At 47.7% G+C, this 19,827-nt stretch carries 19 protein-coding genes; 3 read left to right on the plus strand and 16 right to left on the minus strand.

The window, feature by feature from the left end:
• Positions 1-3: 3 nt before the first annotated feature.
• From queG to ACE3K2_RS00325, 3 genes are all read right to left on the minus strand, one after another.
• On the minus strand, positions 4-1,881 hold the full coding sequence (queG, locus tag ACE3K2_RS00315; RefSeq protein ID WP_421885381.1) for a tRNA epoxyqueuosine(34) reductase QueG: 1,878 nt from the start codon (positions 1,879-1,881) through the stop codon (positions 4-6).
• Between the two features lie 171 nt (positions 1,882-2,052).
• Positions 2,053-2,637: a signal peptidase I gene (lepB, locus tag ACE3K2_RS00320; RefSeq protein WP_421885494.1), complete on the minus strand. Its 585-nt coding sequence runs from the start codon at positions 2,635-2,637 to the stop codon at positions 2,053-2,055.
• Positions 2,638-2,978: 341 nt separating this feature from the next.
• Positions 2,979-3,404, minus strand: a complete 426-nt coding sequence (locus ACE3K2_RS00325; protein ID WP_145326471.1) for a GNAT family N-acetyltransferase — start codon at positions 3,402-3,404, stop codon at positions 2,979-2,981.
• Positions 3,405-3,824: 420 nt separating this feature from the next.
• Between ACE3K2_RS00325 and ACE3K2_RS00330 the strand changes: the two genes are divergently transcribed.
• Entirely contained in the window at positions 3,825-4,436 is a 612-nt protein-coding gene (locus ACE3K2_RS00330; protein ID WP_150364015.1) for a superoxide dismutase, read from the plus strand.
• 326 nt (positions 4,437-4,762) lie between these two features.
• Here the strand turns inward: ACE3K2_RS00330 and mutY are convergent, their stop codons facing one another.
• Positions 4,763-6,133 carry an A/G-specific adenine glycosylase gene (gene mutY / locus ACE3K2_RS00335; protein WP_421885384.1) on the minus strand — a complete coding sequence of 457 codons (1,371 nt, stop codon included), beginning with the start codon at positions 6,131-6,133 and terminating at the stop codon, positions 4,763-4,765.
• Positions 6,134-6,162: 29 nt separating this feature from the next.
• Entirely contained in the window at positions 6,163-6,561 is a 399-nt protein-coding gene (gene acpS, locus ACE3K2_RS00340) for a holo-ACP synthase (RefSeq protein WP_421885387.1), read from the minus strand.
• A 248-nt stretch (positions 6,562-6,809) separates the two neighbouring features.
• On the opposite strand from acpS, the gene ACE3K2_RS00345 reads away from it, so the two are divergent.
• Positions 6,810-7,625 (plus strand): alpha/beta fold hydrolase, encoded by an 816-nt coding sequence (locus tag ACE3K2_RS00345; protein WP_421885390.1) that lies wholly within the window; start codon positions 6,810-6,812, stop codon positions 7,623-7,625.
• A 125-nt stretch (positions 7,626-7,750) separates the two neighbouring features.
• On the opposite strand, the gene nadE is transcribed toward ACE3K2_RS00345, so the two are convergent.
• The 3 genes from nadE to ACE3K2_RS00360 all read right to left on the minus strand — a co-directional run bounded on the left by nadE (position 7,751) and on the right by ACE3K2_RS00360 (position 11,076).
• Positions 7,751-8,560 carry an ammonia-dependent NAD(+) synthetase gene (nadE, locus tag ACE3K2_RS00350; protein WP_047841401.1) on the minus strand — a complete coding sequence of 270 codons (810 nt, stop codon included), beginning with the start codon at positions 8,558-8,560 and terminating at the stop codon, positions 7,751-7,753.
• 138 nt (positions 8,561-8,698) lie between these two features.
• Entirely contained in the window at positions 8,699-9,133 is a 435-nt protein-coding gene (locus ACE3K2_RS00355; protein ID WP_091038991.1) for a BrxA/BrxB family bacilliredoxin, read from the minus strand.
• A 221-nt stretch (positions 9,134-9,354) separates the two neighbouring features.
• Entirely contained in the window at positions 9,355-11,076 is a 1,722-nt protein-coding gene (locus ACE3K2_RS00360; protein WP_421885393.1) for a two-component system sensor histidine kinase NtrB, read from the minus strand.
• Between the two features lie 169 nt (positions 11,077-11,245).
• Between ACE3K2_RS00360 and ACE3K2_RS00365 the strand changes: the two genes are divergently transcribed.
• On the plus strand, positions 11,246-12,514 hold the full coding sequence (locus ACE3K2_RS00365) for an NAD(P)/FAD-dependent oxidoreductase (RefSeq protein WP_421885396.1): 1,269 nt from the start codon (positions 11,246-11,248) through the stop codon (positions 12,512-12,514).
• Positions 12,515-12,680: 166 nt separating this feature from the next.
• On the opposite strand, the gene ACE3K2_RS00370 is transcribed toward ACE3K2_RS00365, so the two are convergent.
• The 8 genes from ACE3K2_RS00370 to ACE3K2_RS00405 all read right to left on the minus strand — a co-directional run bounded on the left by ACE3K2_RS00370 (position 12,681) and on the right by ACE3K2_RS00405 (position 19,769).
• The gene (locus tag ACE3K2_RS00370) at positions 12,681-13,067 is read right to left on the minus strand and encodes a hypothetical protein (protein ID WP_421885399.1); all 387 of its coding nucleotides are present in this window, start codon (positions 13,065-13,067) and stop codon (positions 12,681-12,683) included.
• A 109-nt stretch (positions 13,068-13,176) separates the two neighbouring features.
• The gene (locus ACE3K2_RS00375; protein WP_421885402.1) at positions 13,177-14,424 is read right to left on the minus strand and encodes an ABC transporter permease; all 1,248 of its coding nucleotides are present in this window, start codon (positions 14,422-14,424) and stop codon (positions 13,177-13,179) included.
• A 19-nt stretch (positions 14,425-14,443) separates the two neighbouring features.
• The gene (locus ACE3K2_RS00380; RefSeq protein ID WP_421885405.1) at positions 14,444-15,175 is read right to left on the minus strand and encodes an ABC transporter ATP-binding protein; all 732 of its coding nucleotides are present in this window, start codon (positions 15,173-15,175) and stop codon (positions 14,444-14,446) included.
• A gap of 185 nt (positions 15,176-15,360) precedes the next feature.
• The gene (locus ACE3K2_RS00385) at positions 15,361-15,768 is read right to left on the minus strand and encodes a type II toxin-antitoxin system death-on-curing family toxin (protein WP_421885408.1); all 408 of its coding nucleotides are present in this window, start codon (positions 15,766-15,768) and stop codon (positions 15,361-15,363) included.
• On the minus strand, positions 15,765-16,028 hold the full coding sequence (locus tag ACE3K2_RS00390; RefSeq protein WP_421885411.1) for an AbrB family transcriptional regulator: 264 nt from the start codon (positions 16,026-16,028) through the stop codon (positions 15,765-15,767). Before ACE3K2_RS00390 ends, ACE3K2_RS00385 begins: the two co-directional genes overlap by 4 nt.
• Positions 16,029-16,174: 146 nt before the next feature.
• Positions 16,175-16,831, minus strand: a complete 657-nt coding sequence (locus ACE3K2_RS00395; RefSeq protein WP_421885414.1) for a hypothetical protein — start codon at positions 16,829-16,831, stop codon at positions 16,175-16,177.
• Positions 16,832-16,880: 49 nt separating this feature from the next.
• Entirely contained in the window at positions 16,881-18,230 is a 1,350-nt protein-coding gene (locus ACE3K2_RS00400; RefSeq protein WP_421885417.1) for a hypothetical protein, read from the minus strand.
• A 207-nt stretch (positions 18,231-18,437) separates the two neighbouring features.
• A complete protein-coding gene (locus ACE3K2_RS00405; protein ID WP_421885419.1) occupies positions 18,438-19,769 on the minus strand; it encodes an MFS transporter in 1,332 nt (443 codons plus the stop codon).
• Between the last annotated feature and the right edge of the window lie 58 nt (positions 19,770-19,827).

Genomic DNA, 19,827 nt, shown 5'->3' on the forward strand with positions numbered 1-19,827 from the left:
ACGTTACGATCGCTGCTCCAATGCGAGCAATTGCTCCTTGGTTTGCAGACCGCCTACATAACCCACCAGGGTGCCGTCTTTACCGCTGATGCGGTGACAGGGAATAATAATCGGAATCGGATTTTTGCTAATCGCGTCCAGAACTGCACGAACAGCCTTGGGTCTGCCGATGGTTTCCGCAACCTGTTGGTGTGATGAGGCCTCTCCATAAGGTATATCGGACAGAACTTGCCATACTTGTAGCTGGAATGGTGTTCCAAGCCGATCAAGCTGCAGGTCGAACGTTTTTCTCTCTCCTGCAAAATACTGCTGGACCTGCTGTGCAGCTTCGCTGAGCTTCTCTTCATTCTTTTCATATCGATACTCGCCAATCCAGGTACGTGCCCATTGTTGCAGATGAGCTTCGCGTACGTGAAAAGCGCCAAAATCAATATGACACAGTCCTTCATCCGTCGCGCATAACGTAAGAGTACCGATCGGTGTCAGTACTTCATCATAGTAAACGGGCTTGCCATGAAGACCCGTAACTGCGGAAGGCCTCCACGCTGCGGCTTCCGGTTTGGCAGGCGGTGCGGGTTGCTCACCACCCGGTTCACTCCCCGCTTCCATTTTCAAATCCTGTTGTAACGCCCGTAATGATGCATTGTGTTCGTTCTGTTGCTCTGGCTGCTTCTCACTCACTTGTCCAGCCTGTGGCTGTTTGGGTAAGGTCTCGGACGAACGCAGTCGCTCCTCGGCCTTCTGCAGCATGCTTAGTACGTTCCCATCTTGTTCGTTAGCGGCAGCTTCCCCAATTGCTCTCATGGCGTCTTCTCCTCCAATTCTGCTTAACGCCCAGGCTGCGGTTCCCCGCAACTCGGGGCGCGGATCACGTTTTAGTACTTCTGTAAGTTTGGGTACAGCACTTTTGTCTTTGAAATTGCCCAGGGCAATAACGGCGTTGCGTTGAATCGGCTTCTTGCCCCGCCAGGCGGCGGAACTCTGACCAAAACGTTCCTTGAATTCCCGGTTACCGATATCCAGTAGCGGCAGCAAGAGTGGCTTCACAACCTCCGGATCAGGGTGAAACTCGGGATGGTGATCCCAGTTCTTGCCCCGGTTCTTCGGACAGACGATCTGACATGTGTCACAGCCGTACAGACGGTTGCCTATTTTCAGCATAAATTCTTCATCCACGAACCCTTTTGTCTGGGTTACAAAAGAAATACAACGCTGTGAATTCAACTGCCCCGGACCCACCAATGCTCCTGTAGGACAGGCATCGATACATTTCGTACATTCACCACAGTCTTCGGTCACAGGTGTGTCCGGTTGAAAAGGGATATTCGTCACCAGTTCCCCGAGAAAAATCCATGAACCGAATTTGGGTGATATAATGGCACAGTTTTTGGCGCTAAAACCAATCCCCGCACGCTGGGACACCGCACGATCCACCAGTGCTCCGGTGTCTACCATGCTTTCGATCATGGCTTCAGGTACACGTTCACGTATAAAGTTCACCAGCTTGTCCATCGCTGTACGCAGAACCTGGTGATAGTCCTGGCCCCAAGCCGAACGGGCAAAAATGCCGCGATACGCACCAGGCTCCGATTTCGGTGGATTCACCATTTTGGATGGGTATGCCACGGCTATCGCAATAAGTGAAGCGGGCTCACCATCTTTTAAAGCGGGGTGCACCCTTTTTTCAATATCCGGCTCTTCAAAACCTGAAGCATATCCCTTGTCCCGCGACTGCTCCAGCAGCGACTTCAGGGAAACAAAGGGATCAGCAGAAGCAAATCCGATATCATCAATGCCCAGTCCGGGGCCAGCTGCCTTGATCTCCTGTTTTAACTTCTCCCATACGGAGGCCTGTGCTGCCCCGGTCTGTACGCTCGTCATTTCTCTTCCCTCTCTTCTTCCGACACTTATTCCGTAAATAGTGAACGCCCGCCTCACGATAAGAGGACAGGCGTTAATTTCTATATATGCCTTGCATACTTGAATTCAAACGGAACGAGTCTATATGGTTTAACGCAAAATGCAGTCTGAAGTTGTTGTCCTGTCAGCATTTTACAATTTCTTCAATTCAGAAAACGGCCAGAAAATAAATTCAGCCTTGCCTACAATCTGGTCGGATGTAATACTGCCAAACACTCGGCTATCCTTACTTTTGCCTTCATGACGATTATCCCCCATCACAAAGAAATGATCCGGCTCCAGTGTGATTGGGCCAAAATCCGGGTCTTGCACCTCAATATCGGTGTACGTTTCCGCTTGCCGCTCGCCGTTCACATATAGATGGTGATCCCTGACCTCAATTGTATCTCCCGGAAGTCCAACGATCCGTTTCACCAGAAAATCCTTCTTCTCCACACCTTCGCTTGGATCACGAAGTACAATCACATCGGATCGGGAAGGCGTACCCAGATGGTATACGATTTTGTTGACGAAAAGGCGATCTCGCTCAACCAGTGTCGGCTGCATGGACTGTCCCTTGACCATCGACAGGTTAAACACAAACAGGTTCAGCAGCATCATGATTACAAATGCAACAACAATCGTTTTGACCCAGTCCCACAGCTCGGCAACCCAGGATTTCTCCGGTTGTTCAGGCTCTAGCGGTTCATGAAGTTGCTCGGAAGTCACATGTTCCATTGAATGATTATTGGAATTCAAAGGGACACCTCATTTATGAATTAGTTAAGTTAAACTTGTTAAATGGTGACCATACTCCCTTTCAGTCTACTTCATTTGGGAGAGTGAAACAATTGGTTATGAGCACCAATACCTTGGATAACATGAATACAGCCGGGATAGGCGCAGTGGTCTAATCGAATTGGGAGACACCGAAGCGTGTTCAGAGAATGAGAAAACAGAGGAATATTACGCAAAGAACACTCATACAAATAGAAAGGCACATCCCTCACGTTTTTACACGTTAAAGAGATATGCCTAATATGAAATGAACATCTTTTTTTTATTTCTTTACATGCAAACTAAGCTTTAGACAAAATACTAAGATTCTGGAAAGCGCTCATAATCTGATTGGCACCGTAACCCATAGCTTCATATAGAGGCATGGCTACTTTGTTGTGCTCATCACCCGCCACCCATACTTGGCTGACTTTACGCTGCTGGAACCTTTGTTCCATAGCCTCGACAAGTGTTTTGCCGACTCCACGGCGACGATAGTCTGGATGTACCGCAATACGGTAAATGCAACCCTGATTGTGATCAATCGTACCGATCAAAGCGCCGACGAGGTCTCCCTCTTCTTCCGCAACCATGATCAGGTCAGAATCCCATGACAATTGACGGGCAAACGGGCCCATCGTGTTCTCATAACACTCTTCCGATAGTGCAACCTGGAGAAGCTCCGTCATCTGGCTTGCATCACTCAACTGAAAGGAACGAACGTGCATGTCTTAAATCTCCCTTTTCGTTAGCTTAGATGAGGTTTTTTACAAAAAGGGATTCCCCTTTTACCAAAAACCCAATGTTCATATAATGACAAAAAACGAGAAAATACCGCTTCTTCGTCAATTAAACCATACTTTTCTCCATAAAACACGCATTTTCTTTTGAAAGCGCTTAATTGTAACCGTTTACATACGAATATTAAACTTCACCTCCATTTCAACGCCTGAAAACACATAAATAGTTTCATAAAGGGTAAAATATGTTTGTTATCTCTAGCCCATCATTAGATCAACGCCTCGGGGGACTTAATAAACAAAAATGTTGCTTAATTAGCCCGAATGCGGTTTAATATTAGTGGCAAGGGTATTATTACATATGTACCTGTTTTCAAAAAAAACTAAAATCTCAGGAGGTATTTCATTATGGCTTTTCAATTACCGGCACTTCCTTACGCTAACGACGCATTGGAACCACATATCGATGCACAAACGATGGAAATCCACCACGATCGCCATCACAATACTTATGTAACTAACTTGAACGCAGCTCTGGAAAGTGCTCCTGAACTGCAAGAAAAAAGCTTGGAAGATCTGATTGCTAACCTTGACAGCGTACCTGAAGGCATCCGTACAGCGGTTCGCAACAATGGTGGCGGACATGCTAACCACAGCTTGTTCTGGGAAATCATCGGACCTAATGGCGGCGGCGCTCCTACAGGCGATATCGCTGCAGCTATCGATAGCGAACTGGGTGGCTTTGATAAATTCAAAGAAGATTTCGCTAAAGCAGCTACAACTCGCTTCGGTTCCGGCTGGGCTTGGCTCGTAGTTGGCAAAGATGGCAAGTTGTCCATCACTAGCACACCTAACCAAGACAGCCCTCTCTTCGAAGGTCTGACTCCGGTTCTGGGTCTGGATGTATGGGAGCACGCTTATTACCTGAAATATCAAAACAAACGTCCTGATTACATCGGTGCTTTCTGGAATGTAATCAACTGGGATGAAGTAAACAAACGTTACGCTTCTGCAAAATAAGATTGTTCACATGCAACAATGAACATAAAAGAGAGCCTGATTCGGTCATCGTGACCGTGATCAGGCTCTCTTTTTGCTATCGCCATCGCTATAGTTGGTTATGGTTATGGTTATTTTTCTCTAACGAATCAAGGACACGCTATTGCTCCATATTTCATCGTATCGCGAACCTAACGAATCTCAAAGTAGCTATTTCCCCAAATACGGGCTTTGATGCGAACTTTTGGGTTGATTTGGCTAGGATAACGTCACTCAAGTTCATTAGAATTTATCATTGTGGTTTATCCCACATGATAAGACCTCTGGGGTTCGTTAGCTCTCCCAAATTAATCATTCACTTGATCATACGCACCTGCAAAATAACTGCTGATCAGCTTCAGAAATATGTTGGGGAATGCCATCTTGTCCATGTCTTCCGGACCGATCCAGCGGTAGATCAAGCCATCGCCTTTACCTGTCAATATCGGAGTGTTCAGCGCCACATCCCTAACGTCAGAGGGTGACAACAACATCTCTTCATCGTTAAGCGATGTTGTGATGTTCTGTGTATCAGACGAGCCTGGCTCCGGTAGATGCGCCGTTGCGGCTGACTCAGGTGACACAGCTGATGACAAGGCTGCGGCCTCCCTTGTGGCCGCCTGTGCATCGTAGGCGGCTCTGGCTTCCGCTGCGATCAGCGGAAGCTCACTGCTCTGTTCCTGCTCGGTACACTTGTACACCTGCAGGCTCCAGACAATGTGGCTGAACACATGCTCCGCATGGGTAGCCAGCCCTTCCGGGCGGGCAGCGAAGCCTTCCGCCCACAGACTGCCGGCCAGCAATGCCATGGCCGGCTCATCCGCCAGCGGCGCCGCCTTCTTGCTGGCTGCGGCGGGCGCCGCCAGCACATGCGGCAGCTCCCACATGCGGGCCAATAGGCCCGTCTCTGGGCGCTGGCGCACAAGCACTTGGCCGCGATGATCACCGCGGCCCTCCACAATTGCGACCAGCCGCTGCTCAGGGCGCGGCGGCTTCGCCTTGGTCTTGACAGGCAGGGTAAGCTCTCTTCCGGCGAGTCGGCCGGAACATTGCTCCATGACCGGGCAAGTCAGGCAGTGCGGTGCTTTGGGTGTACACACCAGCGCACCAAGTTCCATCAGCGCCTGATTGAAATCACGCGCCCGCCCTTCCGGAATGAGCTCTCCTGCGAGCTCTTCCATCAACACCCGGGTGCTGCCCTTCATAATGTCCTCATCGATGAGGAAGTATCGGGACAGTACCCGCATGACATTGCCATCTACCGCAGGCTGCGGCTGGTTGAAGGCAATGCTGAGAATGGCCCCGGCCGTGTAGGGGCCCACCCCTTTTAATGCAAAGACGTCCTGCTTGTCCTGAGGCATCTCGCCTCCGTGCAGCTCCATGACTTGTCTCGCGGCTGCCTGAAGATTACGTGCACGGGAGTAATAGCCGAGTCCCTCCCAATTTTTCAGAACATCCTCTTCGGGTGCTTCCGCCAACGCCTGCACAGTCGGGAAATTTCCGATAAAACGATTGAAATACGGAATGACCGTATCTACCCGAGTCTGCTGAAGCATAATCTCCGATACCCATGTGAAATACGGATTGTTGTGGCGACGCCACGGCAAATCCCGTCGGTTGATCATATACCAGTCCAGCAAATTCACGCTGAAATGTTGTTTCTGTTCCTGTAAACCCATATTTCCGTCCTCTCCTATTGCCAAGCTAACTACTTTTCCATCTGTTCGACGATCGCAAAGGCCGCTGCCAATTCCGTCTGATGCGTAATACTCAAATGAATGTCATATTGCTTATCATATGGCAGCTGCAGACGTTCCCAGGCTTGACTGGACAGCGAGGCCACTGGACGTCCTGTTTCATCAGGAAGCACCTCAATGTCAGTAAAGCCCATGACGCCACCAATACCGCAGCCAAACGCCTTGGACACCGCTTCTTTCGCTGCAAATCGACCGGATACAAACTCCGTCATTCGCTTCCCTCGACGAACCGCGATCTCCAGCTCTGCTGGCGTTAAAATTCGTTTCAGAAATGCTTCCGCATGGCGACCGGACAACAGCTTGCGCATACGTCCAATCTCCAGCACATCATTGCCAATGCCATATATCATCAACGTTCACCCGCTTAATCTTCTATACTGTAAAGGTAGTTCAAAAAGTTTCATCTTCTCGGTACTGAAAACCACTCTTTTTGAACATGCATTGTAAAAGATCTCCATTCAATCACATGTTCCGTAACTCTTCGAACACGTATTCTATTGTAGCAGGAGGGGCACCCAGAAGCGAGTACCTATCCGCATTACCATATATGCTAAAATATGAATCAGGAATCGTTTGAAATTCTTAGGAGGTCTGAAATATGCCCATAACTTTTGAATTGCCCACTGACGTAGATGCGATCATTCGCGGGGACTTTTTCCCAGCACAACAACCCGCTCAAGGCGTCATCATTCTGGCTCACGGATACAAAGGCTTCAAAGACTGGGGGATGTTCCCCTACGCAGCTTCACGGCTAAGCCAGACGCATCATGTGCTGACCTTTAATTTCTCTCACAACGGTATCGGCGAATATTCGGAGCAATTCTCTGAACTTGAAAAATTCGCAGTGAATACGTACAGCCGGGAGCTTGCCGATCTGGCCCTGGTACTGGAGCATGTGGCTACACAACCTGAACTCATCGGACTTCCTGTATACCTGATTGGACATAGCCGCGGTGCGGGTGTAAGTCTCGTCTATGCACTGGATCATCCCGAGCAGGTGGCAGGTGTCATCTCCTGGAATGGCGTAACCAATCTGGATCTCTTCACAGCGGAGCAAAAAGAAGAAATGCGTACGCATGGCCGCAGCCATGTCGTTAACGGACGTACAGGCCAGCAGATGCCACTGGACGTGTCTATACTGGAAGACCTGGACAAGCATCGCGAACGTTACGCTATCATTGACCGCTTGGCTGCTTCAACTTTGCGAGTCGCACTCATTCAGGGAACAGAAGATCCCCAGCGTCTGCGGGACGGTTCTGCCGCACTTGTTCAAGTCCGCCCTGATATCCCATGGCACCAGATTAATGAAGGCAACCACACCTTTAATACCGTACATCCTTTTCAAGAAACAACTCCGCAACTGGAGCAAGCCATCACCCAAACCCTGCAACAGATCAAAGACTGGAATAGCTAACTCAACTTTAATATGGTAGTCACCTGGATTTTTGCGATTTCTCGTTCCACAATGCAAAAAGAGTCACTGCGTGAGCAGCGACTCTTTTTGCATTCCCTATATAACGATCATGCTCATCACCCGTATTAGATACCCGGAATGGCATTGCGTTTGTGATGTGTACGCGTATAGAACGCTTCAAGGCGCTCTTGTGCAGCCGGATCGATCTGTTTGCCTTCGAGATAGTCGCTGTTTGCTTCATATGAAATCCCCAGCTCATCTTCATCCGTCTGACCTTCCCATAGCCCTGCAGATGGTGCCTTGTCCAGAATAGCCTGTGGCACGTTCAGATATGCTGCCAGCTGGCGTACCTGACGTTTGTTCAGGGTGCTCAGTGGTGTGATATCTACAGCACCATCGCCCCATTTGGTATAGAAGCCTGTAATAGCTTCGGACGCGTGATCCGTACCTACAACGAGCAGGTTTTCTTCAAACGAAAGCGCATATTGCATCACCATACGAGTTCTCGCCTTAACATTACCTTTGCCTTGGTGAGTCATATGGCGTGGGCTACCCAAGGATTTGAATCCTTGCTCCACTTCCAATGCAATCTCGTTCACCGCATCTTCAATATTCGTTTCCACAACATGTTTCAGATCGTATGCTTTTGCTACAGCGTAGCTGTGGTCGATATCGGATTGTTCACCATAAGGTTGGAACACACCAAGCGTTTTGTACTCTTGGTTATTCTCTTGCGTAAGCTCGTCCGTTGCTTTTTTGCAAAGTGCTGTAGCCACTGCACTGTCAATACCGCCGCTGATCGCAATCAGCAAGCCCTTGGCGCCCGCATTTTTCACATACGTCTTCAGAAAATCAACACGCTTGCGTACTTCTTCTTCTTCATTAATGCTTGGTTTAACCTTCAATTCAGCGATGATCTGTTGTTGCAAACTCATCGTTCACACACCCCGTTTCTAAATGAATGAAATTTGATGTCCAGCTTGAAAGGTCCGAATGGTTCAATAACCTTATCTATCCAAAATGAAACGCCCCGGCATCGGTGATCCGAAGGGCGGGGCGTTCTATGGAGCGAATTAACGGCAGTAACGGTCAAATGCACTTTTGAGATCAGCCGCAATATCCTCTGCAGAACGGTCTTCCACTTGATGACGCTCGATAAAGTGAACGAGTTCTCCGTCTTTCATCAGAGCGATAGACGGTGAAGATGGAGGATACGGTGCAAAGAATTCACGTGCTTTTGCAGTTGCTTCCTTGTCCTGACCAGCAAATACAGTGTACAGGTGATCCGGTGTAATATCGTGCTGAAGTGCTTGAGACACACCTGGGCGACATTGACCTGCGGCACATCCGCAGACCGAGTTAATGACAACCAATGCTGTTCCTTTTGCATCTGGAAGACTTGCTTCCACTTCTTCAGGAGTACGCAACTCCTGGATTCCTAGACGAGTTAACTCATCCCGCATCGGTTGAACCATATCTTTCATGTATTGATCAAATGACATCGACATTCGGTTTCACTCCTTATAAATGGTTGTTCTATGATCTCGATAAAATTAAAGGCGAATAACTTTCCAAAACAACGTTACATTCATATCGAACATTATGGATGTAATGATGTGCTATTCCTATTATACATCCATAAGCAATGAAAGCAAGATTCAGAAACCGCCTGCGGAAAGGCTTCTTCCATAATATTATGTCTCAATGTCTGGCAAAATATGCTGAATGACTAAAGTTCAAATGCCACTTTGAAGGTGGTACCCTGGCCTTCCTCTGATTCCACAGTAATGGTTCCATTATGTCGTTCCACAATACTCAGGCACATGGACAATCCAAGTCCGGTTCCCTTGGCTTTTGTCGTGTAAAAAGGTTCAAACAGCTTTTCCTTCTTCACCCTGGGTATACCCGGTCCTGTGTCACGTACACACAGTTCCACCTTATCATCCACGATCCGCGTCTCCAGCGTAAGCACGCCCTTCTCATTCATGGCTTCCATCCCGTTACGGGCCAGGTTCAACACCACCTGTTTGATTTCCTTTGAATTGAGATGCAGCTTCGGCACATTATGGTCGAGCATGAGTTCAATACTCTGACCACGCAGGTTCGCATCCGCCCATAACAATGGGCTGAGTTCATGTATGATATCGTGCAGCTGGGACTCCTCTTTCTCGGCAATACGATTCTGAGCCAGAGACAAGAAATCATTAATGATACTGTTGGCTCGGTCCAGCTCTTCCAGAACGATCCGGTAATAGTGATCCAGGGAGTCCGGACTTTTTTCCTGCATGAGTTGAAGAAAGCCCCGCACAACCGCCATGGGATTACGCACCTCATGCGTGATGCTTGCAGCCATCTGCCCCACCAGACTGAGACGATCCACATTATCCAGTTCACTTCGCAACATCTCAAGCTCCGTGATATCCTGAATGATCAGCATGGCTCCTGTAACTTCTCTCGCAGACTCTGTTGAAAAAGCATAGATCGGTACGGTTCGGGACTGAAATACGTGCGCACCGTAACGAACGGTCAATCCACTAATCTCACCATGAACAACGGCTCTGCGAATGCTTTTATTCATTTTGTCCGCCTGACCTTGTTCAACAAATTGACTGGCAGGCTGTCCAATGAGATCAGGCGTGGAGGTACAAGGAAGCTGCTCTCTTGCGGTTTGCTCCATCATCTCGTTAACAAACATCACTGTGCCTTGTTTATCTACGGTGGCAATGGAGAGCGGCACTGCGTTCAGAATCTGATGAAGTTTCTCCGTTTCGGCTATGTATCGGTGGTGGACTTCCGAGAGATGCTGCTCCAGCCCGCGATAGTGCTTCATCCGTTCCAGCCATAGCAGACTCAGACTGCCCGCAAAAATGGCTCCAGCGGTATATCCAAGTGCTGTAAGTATCAGGTAGGTCGCAGAGTACGTGGATTCATTCTGGAGGGATGCGATCCATAACAGACTCGTTACAACCAATTCCATTGTAATTAGGATGATGAGGATCGTCATTTTTCGTGAAGGTGTATTATGCTTGAATCGTTTGGCAGACAACCATACAATAGGATAGAGAAGAATGCCCGTATGAAGGAGAAATCCGTACAGATCATAGGGATGCGCAAACAGAAAATAGAAGAGAATATGTAGAATGGACAGCGTTACGCCTATGGCGGTTTTACAATACAAAATAACAAGGATCACAGGTACGATACTTAATGATATGGGTACGGCTACCGGGTTTTCATAGAGCGCAAACAGCAAACACAATAACATGCTCAGGGCACTTGTCACAGCAAAACTGGTATGAACGGTTCCGGCATGTTCCATTCTGGCAATAGCCCGCTTGGAGAGTACCAGACGGAATAAGGGAATCAGAAATACCGCCGACCCTGCCAGCAGTACTTGTAAAAGCATGTCTTTTAACGCAACCACAATGCCCATCTCCTCCTCTGCCTGCACATTCCCTCATGTATTTCTGATTAAAACATAGGCGACAGTATATTACAATATATCCCCTAAGACTGCACAATAGAACTGCCGATAACTCCATTATATTTCAGAAAAAGCCAGGAGTAGACACAGTTTACGAAAAACAGACAAAATCAATGAAAAAAGAGGGTAATAACATATGTATGATGTCATTGTAATTGGTGGTGGATCTGCGGGCCTGATGGCTTGTGTTGCTGCTGCCGAGCATGGAGCCTCCGTGCTTCTACTGGATAAAGGAGATCAACTGGGGCGTAAACTCGGCATCTCTGGCGGAGGTCGATGTAATGTAACCAATGCCAAGGAAACGGATGAACTCATCCGGCATATTCCGGGTAATGGACGCTTTTTATATAGTTCGTTTCAGAATCTGGACAACCAGGGAATCATGCGTTTTTTCGAGAATCTTGGAATTGCCTTGAAAGAAGAAGACAACGGCAGAATGTTCCCTGTAACTGATAAAGCAAAAACCGTTGTGGATGCGCTGGTAGGCAAAATTGTCTCCCTCGGTGTCGAGATTCGGACCAAAGAACCGGTGAAGGAACTCATTCAGAATGGTCAGCACGTACAGGGTGTTAAATTGATGTCAGGCAAAACAATCCTTGGACGCTCTGTCATTATCGCTACTGGTGGCAAATCCGTACCCCAAACCGGATCAACCGGAGACGGTTATCCTTGGGCTGAGGCTGCAGGTCACACGATTACGGAGTTGTATCCAACCGAAGTGCCTATTGTGTCTGGGGAGAGTTGGATTCAATCCAAAGAACTGCAAGGTTTGTCTTTGAGGGATATCGGTTTATCTGTATTGGATGCCAAAGGAAAAACCGTCATCTCTCATCGCGGGGATATGATCTTCACCCATTTTGGAGTGTCTGGACCGGTTGCACTGCGTTGTAGCCAATTTATCCGCAAAGTGCAGATGAAGTCTGGAAACCCACAGGTCATTATGAGCATTGATCTGTTCCCGGAGTTATCTGCAGGCGCATTGGAAGCACAAGTTCAACAGGTATTGGAACAAGAGTCCCGCAAGGCTGTCAAAAACATCCTGAAAACATGGGTTCCAGAGCGCATGATTCCATTAATGATGAAACGGGCAGAGATCAGCGATGACCTCACGTTCCACCATTTTCCCAAAGGTATGTTAAGCAACTTGTGCGGGCTAATGAAAGCTTTTACCTTCCGTGCAGACGGAACAAGATCGCTCAAAGAAGCCTTCGTCACTGGAGGAGGAATCCACTTAAAGGAGATATACCCAAAAACAATGGAATCCAAGCTGCTACCTGGACTATTCTTTTGCGGTGAAGTTCTGGACATTCACGGCTACACCGGTGGGTATAATATTACCGCTGCCTTCTCCACGGGATATACGGCTGGCATGCATGCGGCTGAATATAAACACGCTACTTTATAGTAGAGGTTGTTCAATAATAGCTATTACACACTTTAAGCGCATGATGAATTGCTTCAGATGCAAAAATCCCGATATCCACTATCTGTGGAGTATCGGGTTTTTTGGGCATTATGCCTTTTTAGAAAGACGGAACGAACCACTCTTAGCTTGTAATTTTTGCCCTTCTCTAAGCTTTGACACTGCCTGAGAATCCATCTGTCGAATCATCGTATGCCGGGTCCTCGCTATAGTTATGTCTGTCTTGCTCTGCCTGACTTGTCTGATTTCCGCTCTCATAACCTTCATTCCAGTCCTCATTCACGAGATGAGCAGGAATCGATATATTCTGAAACTGATCCAGTTCTTCCGTTTGCGCGGCAAATACGGCACTTCCTCCATGAGATTGGACAATCTCAACGGCAGACTGAGGATCTTGGCGATCTGTGGGAATGTACAATTCCAGCGGGCCGGACTGATATGGCTTATATCCCAATTCCTCCAAGGTTGCCCTGGCAGCATTCAACGCTGAACCGTCTGAGAAGTGCACCTGTAGTTCGCTATCATCCATCATCATCTCTTCCTCCTTGCTACAGCTAATCTCTCATCATCCATAGATGAGATTCTTCTTCTATAGCATGGTCAGATATAACGCTTGATATGCTCCAACTCAGAAATGAATTCCTTTAGCCCCGGGTCAGTCGAACCCATCCGGCTATAGATAACACACAGAGCCCGAAGGCCACCGCACCTGCAGCTGTCAGAATACCCACAACCCAGCCGAGCCAAGCGAGTCCCAGCGTGAATCCCATAAGAATACCAATCGGGACAAACAACATCCGAACCATCATTGATCCTGCAAGATGCAGCGCCTCCGAATCATACGTTATAAGCTGAACATAGTCCGACGTTGCAAAAACATCCCAGGAACGATAAAACATCACCGTCAACATGATGATTAATAACGCACACACAATAACATTGACCGGAAAAGGAGGTAATGCAACTGCTGCGATGGATAGTCCTCCAAGCTGCAAATACAATTTCATTGTGGCCGAGTTCCTGAAAAATGCCTTGAACGCAATCTCTGCTGTCCGATTCGAAATGGACCGATTGCGTAACAGTTTACGTGGTTTGCGGAAGATGATAGTCCGTGTTTGTGGGGCTTTCGGCTTGCTCACCACCCGACTTAACATTAGAGCAGTAAGTTTGAGTTTGCTCCGCAGATCCTCTCGCACATCCCCTTCAAACGTTCCTTTCATCAACAGCCTCATCTGTCCAATAGTAATCAGAAGAAGCATGATACATACGATTCCAAAACTGATTTTCCACGTCTGTCCATACATCCACGATGTTGCATGAATGGTCATATAACCTATGCCGACGACGAGAGGGATCATCTGAATCCAGCGCCGCCATCCTGTATGTCGAACCTTCATCATATGTAGTGTTATGGCTTGGAATGAAGCTACTGCGCCGAACCAGACAGCCATAAGTGCAATCTGGAGATTCGACATCTCATAGACACGGGACCACAGAGGAGCAGTTAGTGCTGTAACCAAGATCATCTTGCCCAGATGTTGCAGACAGGACCGGTAGAGCCCTTGCCTCATTAGGGTGCGCATCCACAACGACCTTGATTTCAAAAACAATACATCCGCTTCCTCCACAAATATCAGCACACCCCCGGTAAGCATGACCACGTCAATTAGCCCGGTCAGTACGGGAAGTGGTAATCCTGTTGCCCATGCAGGCAGCATTTTGGTCCATAAACTCATGTACCACCCAATCAGATAGAGCAGACCCGGAACAAGCAGGTATACCCACACCGTCCAATCCACGACGAGTCTGAGGTTTTTCATCTGCTCCCTGAAATGCTCTTTGCGTCTTCGCTTGTATAAACGAAGTGGTGTATAACGCCGGAACGTTTCCATCCTCTCTCACCCTCTCTATCTAAGTCGTCAGTATATCAAAACAGTCGAACAAAGAGGCTCCCGGCAGTCCTGCCACTTCACGGATCTCATCCAATGTACCCTCGGCAGCAGATCTGCCAGAAGCAATCAGAATAAATCGGTCGCAGATTCGTTCAGCGGTATCCAGCACATGCGTAGACATGAGCACACCCGCACCACGGCGGCGTTCATCATCAAGTAATTTCAGAAAATCCTTGGTTGCACGGGGGTCCAATCCGATGAACGGCTCGTCCACGATATAGATATCCGGCGAAGACAGAAAACCGATCATCAGCATCATTTTCTGCCGCATGCCCTTCGAAAAACTGGCTGGAAGATCATTCCGAACGTGGTCCATGCCGAAGCGAACCAACAGCTCCTCCGCTCTGGCGACAAAGACCTCTTCTTCCATTTCATACGCTGCTGCGGCCAGATCAAGATGTTCCCATAGGGTCATATATTCGTAAAAAACCGGTTGCTCCGGGATATAGGCATAGCGACCATCTCCCCCAATTGTCACTTCATAGTTTGCATGTTCCAGCAGACCAAGCAGTGTTTTGATCGTGGTACTTTTGCCCGCACCATTTGGACCGATAATACCTACCAGCTCTCCTCGTGCCACATTCATTCGAATATTGCGTATGGTCGATTGTCCTGGCTCATATCCAGCCTCTGTAATATGTACGTCCAAAATGGACTCCTGTATGGCTGTACTGTTATATTCCGTTCCCATATCATTCACTCCCTGTTCTAATCAGGTGTTTCATTCGTTCTCTAGGTTTTATTGTAATCTATATCCGTTGAACTAAAGACCAGTTACACTGCACACTCCGATGACAGAACAACCTTCCGATCGCTGTTATTCTCACAAAAAAATAAAGCAATAAATCATAGTAAAGTATGACTTATTGCTTACTATTATATTTCATTTTCAGTAACACAGTATGTACGAATAATCGAGACCCGTTCTTCAAATGTGTACTTGGGGTTCACCATATCGACAGTAAAGTCCTCAGCAAAAGTTTGATCCATTTTAAGATACACATTGTTATAACGCAGGAAGATTACCAGTGCGGTAAAAGCCGTTCTTTTATTGGCATTATGAAAAGGGTGATTTTGGCCCAAAGATTGAAAAATCGCAGCAGATTTTTCATATATAGATGGGTAGGCATCGTTACCAAAAGCTGATGATTGCGCTCTTATAATCGGGGATTCAAGCAGACCAGAATCTTTAACTCCAATCTGCTCTCCAGGACTGTAACGCTTAATCATAGCGACATTGATCGCAATAACCTCTTGTATGCTCAAATACCGGGTCATGCTCATCTATCCTTGAGACCTTTCAAAGTTTGATCGTATTCACCTATCACATCAGCTAATGTATCCATAAAATCACTACTAATTCCGTTAGGCAAATTGACTTTTGTAGACTTCTTAATAATAATTTCCCCGTTAGACTGATTTACCTCGATTCGAACCATATCGCCTTGCTCAAGACCAATTTGTTTGAAGGCATCCGTCATGGTTAATCCAAGACTATTTCCAAATTTCGTTACTTTTCGTTCCATCTCACTCACCCTATTCATTTCCCTCCTTAGTTATACTATTCAACTGTTATAACAATTATACTGAAACTCTTATCCATTTGCATAATATTTCGAATTTTGAAAAGCAAAAAAGAAGCAGGGGTTCCGGAGCCCCTGCTTCTTCATATTACAGTGAAAATCTCATATTACCGATTTGTCTCCACCACAGATGTAGTTTCACTCTCTGCATCCGCATCCACGTTCAGATCCAAATCCAAGCTTCCACGGCTTTCATTCATGAAGTTACTGCTCGTGTTGCGCTCACGGTCGTTCACGCTGTTATTGCGTTCAGTTTGAGCCATTGTTGCACTCTCACCTTCCGCTTTGGCGTTCAGACCCAGATCCAAGCTTCCACGGCTTTCGCTCGCGTAGCTGCTGTTTACGTTACGCTCATCGCCGCCTCTTGAATAATCGCTCATCGTTGTACCTTCTCCCGACACATTGGCATTCAGACCAAGGCCCAGCTTGCCAGAACTGCTGCGCTCAGTAGTATGGTCGGAAGAACGATCATTGTATCGGTTCGTGCTCTCTGAGGATAAGCCGGCATTGAGTCCAAGATCCAGATTCAATGCTCCGCTTGCACTGGATGAACCTCCATAGCTACCATGGTTACCGTAACCAGTGTCACGGTGTCCAGACAGAAGAGACCCCAGTTCCAGACGCAAACCTGCATTCAGATCCAGATTGCCACTGCTGTTATTGCTATAGCTATCTGCGTAAGTTGCCTGCGAAGCTCCCAGCAATCCAGCCACCAACGTACCCGACAATACCGACAATTTTACCCAACGATTCACTTTTTTCATGATTATATACACTCCTTCTCAATTTTGGTTGAATTAACGCCAATGTTGTCTATGAGAAAGAGGTATATTGCGGCGGTCGTCCCGGTGGTGCCTGTGACCATTGACTGAACCCATCCAGGCGTTCCATTCGGAAAGCAAAATCATAATCCGGCGTAACCAGACCTATTGTTGCTCCCGGAAGTGCAGCTGCTGGAGCGGTTGCTCCACCTCCAGTTACACCTGACGCACCGGAGCTTGTCCCGGCGGAAGCATTAGCTGCTCCGGGAGAAGTTGCCGCAACAGACCAACTTGTTGGTCGTTCTGTGCGAGGCTGCAATGGAGATGCTGCATTATCATCATCTTGTTTCGAATTGGCTTCCAGGTTACTCCGCACTTGTTCAGTGACAGATGGTTTAACAGTGTTCTGATCCACGAGGAATAACTCGTTATCAGGCAAATCTGCATTGACATCGGAATCCTGCGTCAGATCGGTTCCGTCAACAGGCAGTGCCTGCGGGACAACAGGTTGTTCTGGACGTGCTCTTGGTTCCGGGGTGACCTCAATCACGTTGCCCGTAACCTGAACTGCGTCCTGCCCTTCCACGTTGTTCTGTGATGAAACAGGATCTGCGAGTGCACTCGTATTGGAAGTTTTAACATTCGGTGTTTTGACGACCGGCTGTTGTTCTGGAGTGACTACAGGCCGTTCCGGCTTCACACTTGGAATCTCCACCTTCTCCTGATCAGGATTGAGTTCAGCGGATACGTCTACAACAGGAACCTCTGCTTTCACAGAAGGTAGCTGGACATTCCCCTTACTCAGATCCACTTGGGATGAAGAGATATTGACCGAAGTAACCTCGGGTACATCCACCTTCACGGAAGGTAATTCAACCTCACCCTGCCGAAGGTTAGTTTTCACAGCAGACGTCTCTGCCTTGATTACCTCGGGTACCTCTGCGGTAACCCCGGGCAACGAAGCTGTACCTTCGTTCAGATTCACCTGACTGCTTGATACATCGGCTTTGATCACCGGTGTATCCGCCTGTACAGACGGCAGTGCAACGGTTCCCTCCTTCGCATGAATACCTATCTCTGATGTTCCGGCCGATCCAAGCGGTGTATCTACTTTTAGCTCAGATACACTCAGCTTACCTGTGGATTCATTCGCTTTGATCGACGGAACTTCAATATCCAATAATGGTGTGGACACCGATACCGACGGAGTCAGGTTCAACCCGCCATCCGTATCGCGTGAGAGCAGATTTAGCGACAATCCGCTGGACGGTTTTTCAGAAGATATCTGAGCATCATCTGCATACACATGCGACGATCCAAACCCCAGCATCAAGGTCCCGGCAAGTATTGCCAGTGGTATGCTTCCAAGACGTACTATGGATTTTGGTAACTTTACATTCAAGTTGCTTCACCCCCTTTCCGCTACTGCGTTGGTGGGACAAGGCATATGAGTTTTCCCCTAGGAATAATTAGAATACAGGGATTTCTGCCTGTTCCTCATTAAACGTGAAGGCGTTTACTCAAACGCTTTTTAATCAAAAACTTAAAATTTGAAGTAAATTCAAACCTTCATTTCAATTGTTCTAACCTGAACAGATACGGCATGTTTTTAGTCGCCTGCAACCATGGTCTTGGCTGCAATGGAGCCATTCAGATCGGCTTTTTCCCTGTTGCGTTTCATCAAATAAATCAAACCGAGCAGGGTCAGCAAAATGCCTGAACAGACAAAAGCCGGCACTACACCGAATGAGGTGACCATGAATCCACCCACCACTGGGCCCATAATGTTACTGGCTGTCATCACGCTGCCTACCGTTCCAAATACTCTGCCTGTCATTGCCTCAGGTGTCTGTTCCTGCAACAGGATCTGAAAGGGGACAATTGCAAACCCAATTCCGACACCTGCCAAGGCAAAGAGAGATACTAACAGCAGATTGGCACCTAGTCCGGCATGTGGCCAAATCCCCACAATAGCGCCGGCTCCGCCGATAACCAGACCCATGAGTATGGTACCCAGACCCATTTTCAAAACATGCCCTGCATGCTTCCACTTCCGCACACTCATCGCTGCAATTAATGTACCTACCCCACTGGCTGCGACGCACCATCCCAGCAGATCACTTGAAATTCCGGGAAGCTGTCTGAATAACACCACTGTCTGTGAATCGGCAAATTGCAGAAAAAGTATGGCTGAAGAAAGCAAAATCAGAGACGTTCCTACATAAGGGAGAGATGCGAGCATGCGGATGCCCTCCTGTGTTTCCTTCCAAAAAGAGTCTTTAGGACGGTTGCGAACACCCCCAGCTGTCTCTTCCTCTACTTCTGTTACGTTATGAATTGCAGATTGGATCACCCGAGTTCCAGGAATCCACAATAAAATGATGCCGGAGATCAGAAAAGACGCTGAATCGAGAACAAAACACCAGGTGATGCCAAAAGCGGCTACCAACAGTCCACCAAGCGCTGGACCAATAATTTTGGACATCTGTTCAATGATCGAGCTAATGGATACAGCTTGCGCCAACTGCTCATGAGGTACAATTTCTTTCAGCTTGCCGTTTTTGGCAGGAGAAAACACTACATCGAACAGGGATTTGAGGACAAGCAGTATGTAGACGTGCCAGATCTGATCAGCAAAAATCAACGCACCCACGATGATGATCCGTGCGCCATCAGCTACAATCATCAGCCATTTTCGGTTCAGGCGATCTGCAAGCGTGCCTGCGAATGGCCCTGTCATCAGAATGGGTAGTGCGGCGGATAGTGTGACAAATGTGATCTCCCATGGCGTTGCATTCCAGCGGATACCCACGAGGGTCAGGATTGCGAGCAAATGCAGCCAATCACCCAGATTGGAAATGGCCTGTGCCACCATCAATGTTACAAAAGATCGGTTATTCTTCAGCGGTCGATGTCCTTCAAACGTTAAATCACTTGTCATCCTTCTTCTCCTCCATTACCTTCCGAATTCATGATATGAACTCATTATAAGAGAATGG

This window comes from Paenibacillus sp., from assembly GCF_048976745.1.
Taxonomy (GTDB): Bacteria; Bacillota; Bacilli; order Paenibacillales; family Paenibacillaceae; genus Paenibacillus.

Bases quoted from the DNA above. Each gene is read 5' to 3' on its own strand.
- ACE3K2_RS00345 (WP_421885390.1), top strand. From the start codon at position 6,810: ATGCCCATAACTTTTGAATTGCCCACTGACGTAGATGCGATCATTCGC.
- ACE3K2_RS00370 (WP_421885399.1), bottom strand. From the start codon at position 13,067: ATGATGATGGATGATAGCGAACTACAGGTGCACTTCTCAGACGGTTCA.
- ACE3K2_RS00355 (WP_091038991.1), bottom strand. From the start codon at position 9,133: ATGTCGATGTCATTTGATCAATACATGAAAGATATGGTTCAACCGATG.
- ACE3K2_RS00365 (WP_421885396.1), top strand. From the start codon at position 11,246: ATGTATGATGTCATTGTAATTGGTGGTGGATCTGCGGGCCTGATGGCT.
- ACE3K2_RS00390 (WP_421885411.1), bottom strand. From the start codon at position 16,028: ATGAATAGGGTGAGTGAGATGGAACGAAAAGTAACGAAATTTGGAAAT.
- ACE3K2_RS00325 (WP_145326471.1), bottom strand. From the start codon at position 3,404: ATGCACGTTCGTTCCTTTCAGTTGAGTGATGCAAGCCAGATGACGGAG.
- ACE3K2_RS00405 (WP_421885419.1), bottom strand. From the start codon at position 19,769: ATGACAAGTGATTTAACGTTTGAAGGACATCGACCGCTGAAGAATAAC.
- ACE3K2_RS00330 (WP_150364015.1), top strand. From the start codon at position 3,825: ATGGCTTTTCAATTACCGGCACTTCCTTACGCTAACGACGCATTGGAA.
- ACE3K2_RS00385 (WP_421885408.1), bottom strand. From the start codon at position 15,768: ATGAGCATGACCCGGTATTTGAGCATACAAGAGGTTATTGCGATCAAT.
- ACE3K2_RS00375 (WP_421885402.1), bottom strand. From the start codon at position 14,424: ATGGAAACGTTCCGGCGTTATACACCACTTCGTTTATACAAGCGAAGA.
- ACE3K2_RS00380 (WP_421885405.1), bottom strand. From the start codon at position 15,175: ATGGGAACGGAATATAACAGTACAGCCATACAGGAGTCCATTTTGGAC.
- queG (WP_421885381.1), bottom strand. From the start codon at position 1,881: ATGACGAGCGTACAGACCGGGGCAGCACAGGCCTCCGTATGGGAGAAG.
- nadE (WP_047841401.1), bottom strand. From the start codon at position 8,560: ATGAGTTTGCAACAACAGATCATCGCTGAATTGAAGGTTAAACCAAGC.
- lepB (WP_421885494.1), bottom strand. From the start codon at position 2,637: ATGGAACATGTGACTTCCGAGCAACTTCATGAACCGCTAGAGCCTGAA.
- acpS (WP_421885387.1), bottom strand. From the start codon at position 6,561: ATGATATATGGCATTGGCAATGATGTGCTGGAGATTGGACGTATGCGC.
- ACE3K2_RS00395 (WP_421885414.1), bottom strand. From the start codon at position 16,831: ATGAAAAAAGTGAATCGTTGGGTAAAATTGTCGGTATTGTCGGGTACG.
- mutY (WP_421885384.1), bottom strand. From the start codon at position 6,133: ATGGGTTTACAGGAACAGAAACAACATTTCAGCGTGAATTTGCTGGAC.